Here is a 7,781-nt window from a genome sequence, read left to right as displayed (position 1 = left end):
GGCGCGGCGCAGCGCCTGCGCCAACCGCGCGCCGAGGGCGCCGCCCCCCGCAAGGCCGCACCCGCTGCCCGCCGCCGTTCCGCCCCGCCGGCATTCGAGCTGGAATCCGAGATGCCCGAGCCCGAGCTGATCGAGCGCGATTCGGATTACGAGGGCGCCGCCCCGTCCGAGGCCGAGGTCCGCGGCCGCATCAGCGACGCCATCCGCACCAGCACCGCCAAGTCGTCGGTGCTGAAGGCGGTCGCGTCCCGGCTGGCCCGCGAGGGTGCGCCAGCGACCCCCGCCCCCGAGGAGCCGGTCGACCCGCGCCCCTTCGGCGCCGAGACGCCGCGCCAGATCATCGCCCCCGCCAAGCGCGCCGAACCCTCGCGCAGCGCGCGGGCCGAGGCCGAGCCCGCCCTGCGGTTCGACGACAGCGGCAGCCCCGCCTATGAGCGGCCCCCGCTGGCGCTGCTGTCGGCGCCATCGGACAGCGACGTGGTGCCCGTGTCCCACGAGGCGCTGATGGAGAACGCCCGCATGCTGGAGGCGGTGCTGGACGATTACGGCGTCAAGGGCCAGATCACCGAGGTCCGCCCCGGCCCGGTCGTGACGCTGTACGAGCTGGAACCCGCGCCGGGCCTGAAGGCTAGCCGCGTGATCGGCCTGTCCGACGACATCGCCCGGTCGATGTCGGCCCTGTCCGCGCGCGTCAGCACCGTTCCCGGCCGCACCGTGATCGGGATCGAACTGCCCAACGCCAAGCGCGAAAAGGTGCTGCTGCGCGAGATCTTCGCCTCGCGCGCCTTCGGCGACGGCACGCAGCCGCTGCCACTGGCGCTTGGCAAGGACATCGGCGGCGATCCCGTCGTGGCGAACCTGGCCAAGATGCCCCACCTGCTGATCGCGGGCACCACCGGGTCGGGCAAGTCGGTCGCGATCAACACCATGATCCTGTCGCTGCTCTACAAGCTGACTCCTGACGAATGCCGGCTGATCATGATCGACCCCAAGATGCTGGAACTGTCCGTCTATGACGGCATCCCGCACCTGCTGTCCCCGGTCGTCACCGACCCCAAGAAGGCCGTCGTGGCGCTGAAATGGGTCGTGGGCGAGATGGAGGACCGCTATCGCAAGATGTCCAAGATGGGCGTGCGCAACATCGAGGGCTATAACGGCCGCGTCACCGAGGCCCTGAAGAAGGGCGAGATGTTCAAGCGGACCGTCCAGACGGGCTTTGACGATGATACCGGCGACGCGATCTGGGAGACCGAGGAGTTCCAGCCCGAGACCTTTCCCTATATCGTCGTGGTCGTCGACGAGATGGCCGACCTGATGATGGTCGCCGGCAAGGAGATCGAGGCCTGCATCCAGCGCCTGGCGCAGATGGCCCGCGCCTCGGGGATCCACCTGATCATGGCGACGCAGCGTCCCTCGGTCGATGTCATCACCGGCACGATCAAGGCGAACTTCCCCACGCGGGTCAGCTTTCAGGTCACCTCGAAGATCGACAGCCGCACCATCCTGGGCGAGCAGGGGGCAGAGCAGCTGCTGGGCCAGGGCGACATGCTGTACATGGGCAACGGCGCGCGCGTCACCCGTATCCACGGTCCCTTCGTCAGCGACGAGGAGGTCGAGGAGATCGTGACCCACCTGAAATCCTTTGGGCCGCCCAGCTACAAGTCGGGCGTGGTCGAGGGCCCCGAGGACGACAAGGCCGACGACATCGACGCGGTGCTGGGCCTGGGCGGCGACGGATCGGACGATGCACTGTATGATCAGGCCGTGATGATCGTCGCCAAGGACCGCAAATGTTCCACCAGCTATATCCAGCGCAAGCTGGCCATCGGCTACAACAAGGCCGCGCGCCTGGTCGAGCAGATGGAGGAGCAGGGCGTTGTCAGCAGCGCCAACCATGTCGGCAAGCGCGAGGTGCTGGTCCCCGAGGTCTGATGACCGCGGTAGGGACCGGCCAGAACGGGATGTGGCCATGACGATCTGGCAGTTGCACATGCTGAACGCCCGCAGCGCCCTGACACCCGTCATGGCCGAGATCCGCGCCCATGCGCGCGAAATGGTGGCGATGGCCGAGGCGCATCTGGACCTGCCCCGGTTCGACCTTGTGGTGCGGGCGGGCGACGGGGTGATCCCCGAATGGGGTATCGCGGGCCACGCCCCGGCCCCCGGCATCATCGAGATCACGCTGGACCCCGACCGGGTCGAGCCTGAGCATTTCCGCCGCACCCTGATCCACGCACTGCATCGCCTGACGCGGTGGGATGGGCCGGGATACGGTCGGTCCCTAGGCGAGGCGCTGGTCAGCGAGGGGCTGGCGGGACATTTCGTCCAGCAGGTTCTGGGCGGGCCGCCCGACCCTTGGGATCAGACGCGGCCGGGGCTGGGCACGCTGAAGCAGGCCGCGGGACTGTGGGCACGCCGTGACTATGATCAAGGCGAGTGGTTCCTGGGGCGTGGGCGGATGCGCAAATGGACCGGCTATGGCATCGGGCACCGCCTGGTGGCCGAGCACCTGGCGCAGGTCGAGGGGCAGGATGCGGCATCGCTGGTCTGGCAGCCCGCGGACGAGTTCCGCGCGGCGCTGCGGCGCCTGATGGCCGCCGAGGGGATCGAGGACGCCTTCGATCCCGAAGATGTCATCCGCGACGATGCCGCCGCCGAGCCGGAAGCGGCCATCGAAGATGCGCCGGTCAGCGACGATCCGGGTGACGCTGACCCGGTGGAACAGCCTGCGACGGACAGCACCACCGCAGCGGTGGCGGATGACGAAAGCGCGCAGATTGCGTCCCGCGACGCCGGGGGGCAGGCCCCCCGGACCCCCCAGGACGGCTGAGGGCCGCACCGGCGTCGGCAGGGGGTCAGCGCCGCGGGATCAGGGCAAAGATCAGCCCCAGCACCAAGCCCGCCACGCCCCCGCCCAGATGCGCCTGCCAGGCGATCGACGGCATCAGCAGCGTCAGCGCCACGTTGAGCCCCAGGATCAGCGCCACGGCGCGCACCAGCGGGCTCATCGGGCGGTGACGGCGGCGCAGGGTGATCGCCGCATAGCCGACCAGCGCCCCCGCCAACCCGAAGACCGCGCCCGAGGCGCCGACCATCGGCCCGGCATCGGGCTCCATCCAGGCGAAGACCATGCCGGCGGCGATCTGGCTGAGCAGATAGGTCAGGGCCATGCGGGCCGATCCGATCATGCGCACCAGCTCTCGGCCGACGGCGGCCAGGGAGATCATGTTCATCGCCAGATGCAGCGGTCCGGAATGCAGCAGGCCGTAGGTCAGGAACATCGCGACCCCCTGACCGGGATAGAGCCCGACCCCGTCGCCCACCAGCGGCGCCCAGAAGCCGCCCAGCATCACCGAGGCCGTCCGCGCGCTGCCCAAGCCCAGCATGGGCGCGGCAAAGCAGAACGCCTCGATAACGCAGCAGGCGATGATGACGGTCCGCAGCCACAGGGGCAGGGCGGCAGGTTCGGGCCGGCGCGCGGCCGCCACCCGCGGGATCGCCACGGGGCGGTCCATGTCGGTCACGCCCCTGCGCGCGGGTCAGTCATCTGCGCGGATCTGGCGGGCCTCGTCGATCAGCATGATCGGGATGCCCGAACGGATCGGAAAGGCCAGCCCCGCCGTGCGGGACACCAGCTCCTGCGCCTGGGCGTCATAGCTGAGCGTGGCATGGGTCACCGGGCAGACCAGCGCCTCTAGCATGTGGCGGTCGAAAAGGGGGGCATCGGTCATTGCAGGCGTTCCTCGTTCTCTCCGCCGTGCAGGGCGAATTCGATAAGGCCGACCAGCAGCTCGCGGCGGTCGGCCAGGGTGGGCGATTCCAGCAGCGCCTGCTTGTCGCCGGGCGTGAAGGGCAGCATCATCGACAGCGAATTGATCAACAGCTCGTCCTCCGCCTCGGCGGCGGCGTCCCAGTCCGTCGACAGCTCCTGCGTCTGCATGTAGCGGTCCAGCAGCGAAAACAGCGCCTTGCGGTCCAGCGTCGGATCCTGCTCCGGGCCGGACAGGTCGCGCCCGAACGAGGACCAGTCGACGCGGCCCTGCAGGTAGGGGGCAAAGCCCTCCTCGACCTCCTGCAGGCGGAACCGCGAGATCGCGCCAAGCGAGATCATCATCCGCCCGTCGCCGGTTTCCGAGAACGCCACGACCCGGCCCGCGCAGCCGATGGCGGACAGGCCGTCGCCCTCGGGCTGGATCATCCCGATCAGGCGGTGATCGGTCTTCAGCGTGTCTTCCAGCAGCTGCAGATAACGCGGTTCGAACAGGTGCAGCGGCATGCGGGCCCGCGGCATCAGCACGGCCCCGGGCAGCGGGAACAGCGGGATGCGGTCGGGCAGGTCGAAACGCAGCGCCATCGGTCAGGCGAAGATCAGCGAGGACAGGCGGCGGCGGCCCTTCTGCCCGATGGGGTCGGTGGGCTTGAGGCTGTCGAAGATCGTGATCAGCTGCGCCTTGGCGGCGCCGTCGTTCCACTCGCGGTCGCGGCGGAAGCTGTCCAGAAGGATGTCGATGGCGGCCTCCAGCTGGCCGTCGGCATGCAGCGCCTGCGCGTATTCCAGCCGTGCCTGCTGATCGGCCGGATCGGCCTCGACACGGGCGGCCAGATCGTCCAACGGACCGGCGCTGGCGGCCTGCTGGGCCAGGGCCAGCTTGGCGCGCGCGGCCTCGACCGGGCCGGCATGGGCCAGGGGGCTTGGCACCTGCGTCAGGGTCGAGGCGGCGGCGGCATGGTCGCCCGCGGCCAGATGGGCGCGGATCAGCCCGCCCCAGGCCTCGGGGCTGTCGGGCAGCTCTCCGATGATGGCGGTGAAGGTCTCGATGGCATCGGCGGCCTCGTTGTCCTCGATCATCTGCTCGGCCGCGGCAAGGGCGTCGGCCAGGCCGCCGTCATCGCCCGACATCGCGGCCAGCTTGTCGACGAACTGCTTGACCTGACTGGCTGGCACCGCGCCCTGGAAGGCATCGACCGGCTGGCCCTGGAAGAAGGCATAGACGGTCGGGATCGACTGCACGCGCAACTGGCCCGCGATCGTCTGGTTCTCGTCCACGTTGATCTTGGCCATGCGCACGCGGCCCTTGTGGCGGGCGACCTCGGCCTCCAGCGCGGGGCCCAGCGTCTTGCAGGGGCCGCACCAGGGCGCCCAGAAATCGACGATGACGGGCACCTGCATCGACGCCTCGACGACCTCGGCCATGAAGGTGGCCTCGGTCACGTCCTTGATGAAGTCGTCGGTCTTGGGCGCTTGGGCCCCCTCGAAAAGCATGGTCATCCTGGCCCCGCATGGTTCGGTTGGCGTGTTCCCCGCAATATGGGGCGCTTGGCGGCTGAACGAAAGGGCCGGTTTGTGCGTTGCGATCACGCAGGCCTCACGGCCGTGTGAAGACATGAGGGACATGACCATGACAGAGACCCCCCCGACCCGGCCGGGCCTGCCGCCTTTGTGGCTGGCCCTGCTGCCCATCGTGCTGACGCTGGGCCTGCTGGCGCTGCAGCTGTTCTATTACAGTGATTTCACCCCGCACATCCCGCTGATTTTGGGGCTGGCCATCACCGGCCTTCTGGGCGTCCTGCGCGGGCAGGGGTGGATGGACATCCGCGAGGGGGTGTTTCACGTCATCCACGTGTCCATGCCGTCGCTGTCGGTGCTGATCGTGGTGGGCATGATCATCGGGGTCTGGATCGCGTCGGGGACGGTGCCGACCCTGATCTATTACGGGCTGACGCTCCTGAACCCGCAGATCTTCCTGGTCGCGGCGATGGTGCTGTGCGCGGTCGTGTCGCTGTCCCTGGGCACCAGCTGGGGAACCGTGGGCACGGTGGGCGTGGCCCTGATGGGCATCGGCGCAGGCTTTGGCATTCCGGCCTACTGGACGGCGGGGGCGGTCGTGTCGGGGGCGTTCTTCGGCGACAAGATCTCTCCGCTGTCGGACACGACGAACCTGGCGCCGGCGGTGACGGGGGTGAACATCTTCGATCACATCCGCAACATGCTGCCCACGACCGTGCCCGCGATGCTGATCGCGCTGGTCATCTATTTCATCGCGGGGACCTGGCTGATCTCTCCGGCCGAGACCAGCATGGCGCGCATCGACGCGATCACCGACACGCTGGCCGCGCAGTTCACGCTGGGCTGGGTGCCGATGATCCCGGCGCTGGTGGTGATCGTTCTGGCCGTCACGCGCCGCCCGCCGCTGCCGTCGCTGTTCGCGGGGGTGCTGCTGGGCGGGATCATCGCGATCTTCCTGCAGGGCGCGGGGCTGCACGACGTCTTCACCTATGCACAGTCCGGTTACGCGATCGAGACGGGCGTGGCCGACATCGACAGCCTGCTGAACGCGGGCGGCATCCAGTCGATGATGTGGACCATCTCGCTGATGCTGATCGCGCTGGGCTTTGGCGGCGCGCTGGAGCGGACGGGCTGCCTGGAGGCGATCATCAACGCCATCATCGGCCGCGTCAAAAGCTTTGCCGCCGTGCAGAGCAGCGCCATCGGCACCGCCTTCGCCACCAACGTGGTGGCGGGCGACCCCTACATCTCGATCGCGCTGCCGGGGCGGATGTATGCGCCGCTCTATCGCGGCATGGGCTATTCCACGCTAAACCTGTCCCGCGCGGTCGAGGAGGGGGGCACGCTGATGTCGCCGCTGATCCCGTGGAACGCGGGCGGGGCCTTCGTCATCACCGCCCTGTCGCTGGGCGTGATGGACGGCAACCTGACGAACCTGCTGTACATCCCGCTGGCCTTCGCCTGCTGGACGGCGCCGCTGATCGGCATCCTCTATGCCGTCACCGGCTGGTTCTCGCCGCAGGCCAGCGACGCCGAGCGCCGCGAGTGGGACCGCCAGAACGAGGATGTGCTGGACCTGGGCGACCACGCCCTGGCCGAGAACGCCTAGAGGTCGAAGCTGGCCATGACGGGGACGTGGTCGCTGGGGCCCTCCCAGCCCCGCAGGGGGCGCAGGATGCGGCTGCCATGGGCGGCGCCTGCAATGTCGGCGGTGGCCCAGATATGGTCCAGCCGCCGTCCCTTGTCGGCCGCGTCCCAGTCCTTGGCCCGATAGCTCCACCAGCTGTAGAGCAGGCCCTGTGGGATGTCCTGCCGGGTGACGTCCACCCAGCCGCCCGCGTCCTGGGCGGCCAGCAGGTGCTCGACCTCCACCGGGGTGTGGCTGACGATCTTCAGCAGCTGCTTGTGCGACCAGACGTCGTCCTCGCGTGGGGCGATGTTCAGGTCGCCCACCAGGATCGACCGGGTCGGGCGGTCGGCGTGGAACACGTCGCGCATCTCCGACAGGAAATCCAGCTTCTGCCCGAACTTCAGGTTCTGGTCACGGTCGGGGATGTCGCCGCCCGCGGGGACGTACATGTTGTGGATCACCACGCCGTTCTCCAGCCGGGCGGCCACGTGGCGGGCATGGCCCAACTGCGCATAGTCGCGGTCGCCCGCATCCTCCAGCGGCAGGCGCGACAGGATCGCCACGCCGTTGTAACCCTTCTGCCCGCGCGCCACGATATGCGTGTATCCCAGGTCCGCGAACCGGGTCAGCGGGATCTTGTCCACCGGCGACTTGCATTCCTGCAGGCACAGCACGTCGGGCGCCTCTTCCTGCAGCAGGCGGGCGACCAGACCCTCGCGCAGGCGGACCGAGTTGATGTTCCAGGTGGCGATGGTGAACATGGGGCAGGCTCCTTTGGGCGCGGACCCTAGCGGCGCGACCCCGGCCTGTCGAGGCGCAGGCTTGCCATATGATCCCCGCGCGCTATGCAAGGGGCTGTTGGGA

Annotated in this window: 8 protein-coding genes; 3 read left to right on the top strand and 5 right to left on the bottom strand. The window is 69.0% G+C overall.

Annotated features, from left to right (window positions below):
• Both FHD67_RS17210 and FHD67_RS17205 read left to right on the top strand, forming a co-directional pair.
• Nucleotides 1–1,932 (top strand): DNA translocase FtsK (locus FHD67_RS17210; RefSeq protein ID WP_246071332.1); only part of this gene is annotated, 1,932 nt, incomplete at its 5' end.
• 37 nt (nt 1,933–1,969) lie between these two features.
• The gene (locus FHD67_RS17205; protein WP_052715223.1) at nt 1,970–2,830 is read left to right on the top strand and encodes a DUF2268 domain-containing putative Zn-dependent protease; all 861 of its coding nucleotides are present in this window, start codon (nt 1,970–1,972) and stop codon (nt 2,828–2,830) included.
• Nucleotides 2,831–2,855: 25 nt separating this feature from the next.
• Here the strand turns inward: FHD67_RS17205 and FHD67_RS17200 are convergent, their stop codons facing one another.
• Genes FHD67_RS17200 through trxA form a run of 4 tightly spaced genes read right to left on the bottom strand, consistent with a single transcriptional unit; the run spans nt 2,856 to nt 5,263 of the window.
• Entirely contained in the window at nt 2,856–3,515 is a 660-nt protein-coding gene (locus FHD67_RS17200) for a rhomboid family intramembrane serine protease (protein WP_052715222.1), read from the bottom strand.
• A gap of 24 nt (nt 3,516–3,539) precedes the next feature.
• Nucleotides 3,540–3,731 (bottom strand): Trm112 family protein, encoded by a 192-nt coding sequence (locus FHD67_RS17195; protein WP_045983714.1) that lies wholly within the window; start codon nt 3,729–3,731, stop codon nt 3,540–3,542.
• On the bottom strand, nt 3,728–4,354 hold the full coding sequence (locus FHD67_RS17190) for an LON peptidase substrate-binding domain-containing protein (protein WP_045983713.1): 627 nt from the start codon (nt 4,352–4,354) through the stop codon (nt 3,728–3,730). Before FHD67_RS17190 ends, FHD67_RS17195 begins: the two co-directional genes overlap by 4 nt.
• A 3-nt stretch (nt 4,355–4,357) precedes the next feature.
• Nucleotides 4,358–5,263 carry a thioredoxin gene (gene trxA, locus FHD67_RS17185; RefSeq protein WP_045983712.1) on the bottom strand — a complete coding sequence of 302 codons (906 nt, stop codon included), beginning with the start codon at nt 5,261–5,263 and terminating at the stop codon, nt 4,358–4,360.
• A 136-nt stretch (nt 5,264–5,399) separates the two neighbouring features.
• Between trxA and nhaC the strand changes: the two genes are divergently transcribed.
• Entirely contained in the window at nt 5,400–6,896 is a 1,497-nt protein-coding gene (gene nhaC, locus FHD67_RS17180) for a Na+/H+ antiporter NhaC (protein WP_139599441.1), read from the top strand.
• Here the strand turns inward: nhaC and FHD67_RS17175 are convergent.
• Nucleotides 6,893–7,678, bottom strand: coding sequence for an exodeoxyribonuclease III (locus FHD67_RS17175; RefSeq protein ID WP_139599440.1), 786 nt, complete (start codon nt 7,676–7,678; stop codon nt 6,893–6,895). The two genes, nhaC and FHD67_RS17175, sit on opposite strands and share 4 nt — an antisense overlap.
• Nucleotides 7,679–7,781: the final 103 nt, after the last annotated feature.

The sequence above is a fragment of the Paracoccus haeundaensis genome (assembly GCF_006239215.1).
Classification (GTDB): domain Bacteria; phylum Pseudomonadota; class Alphaproteobacteria; order Rhodobacterales; family Rhodobacteraceae; genus Paracoccus; species Paracoccus marcusii.
This window is presented reverse-complemented; position numbering and strand designations above follow the sequence as displayed.